Here is a 610-nt window from a genome sequence, read left to right as displayed (position 1 = left end):
CCGCTGATCATCGTGCAGATGCGTGACATGGTCAGCGCGGAAGCGATCGACGATGCGACGCTCGTCGTCACCTTCGCCAAGGGACGCGCGCGCGACGTGCCGCTCTATGTCGCGGGCCTGCCGATCTTCTCGAAGGCTTACTATGCGTCTCGTCCCTTCGACGAAACGTCTCTGGAGATCCCGCTGGGCTCGGGTCCCTACAAGGTCGGGAAATTCGAGGTCAATCGTTACATCGAGTACGAGCGGGTGAAGGACTGGTGGGCGGCCGATCTGCCGCCCTGCCGCGGCAGCTACAATTTCGACGTCGTGCGCTACGAGTTCTATCGCGACCGCGATGTCGCCTTCGAGGGCTTTACCGGCAAGAGTTATCTTTACCGCGAAGAGTTCACGTCCCGCATCTGGGCGACGCGCTACGACTTCCCGGCCGTGAAGGACAATCGCGTCAAGCTCGAAGTCGTACCCGACGACACGCCGTCCGGCGCGCAGGGCTGGTTCATCAACACACGGCGCGAGAAGTTCAAAGACCCGCGCGTGCGCGAGGCTCTGATCAATGCCTTCGACTTCGAGTGGACCAACAAGACCATCATGTACGGCGCCTATGCCCGTACGG

Annotated in this window: 1 protein-coding gene; it reads left to right on the top strand. The window is 61.6% G+C overall.

Translation table 11 applies throughout. The annotated features are described in order from the left end of the window. Nucleotides 1-610 (top strand): ABC transporter substrate-binding protein (locus AC1D00_RS44335; RefSeq protein ID WP_477015103.1); only part of this gene is annotated, 610 nt, incomplete at both ends.

The sequence above is a fragment of the Bradyrhizobium sp. P2_E8 genome (assembly GCF_056403875.1).
Note: the sequence above shows the minus strand (reverse complement) of the source record. Positions and strands in the feature narration are given on the sequence as shown.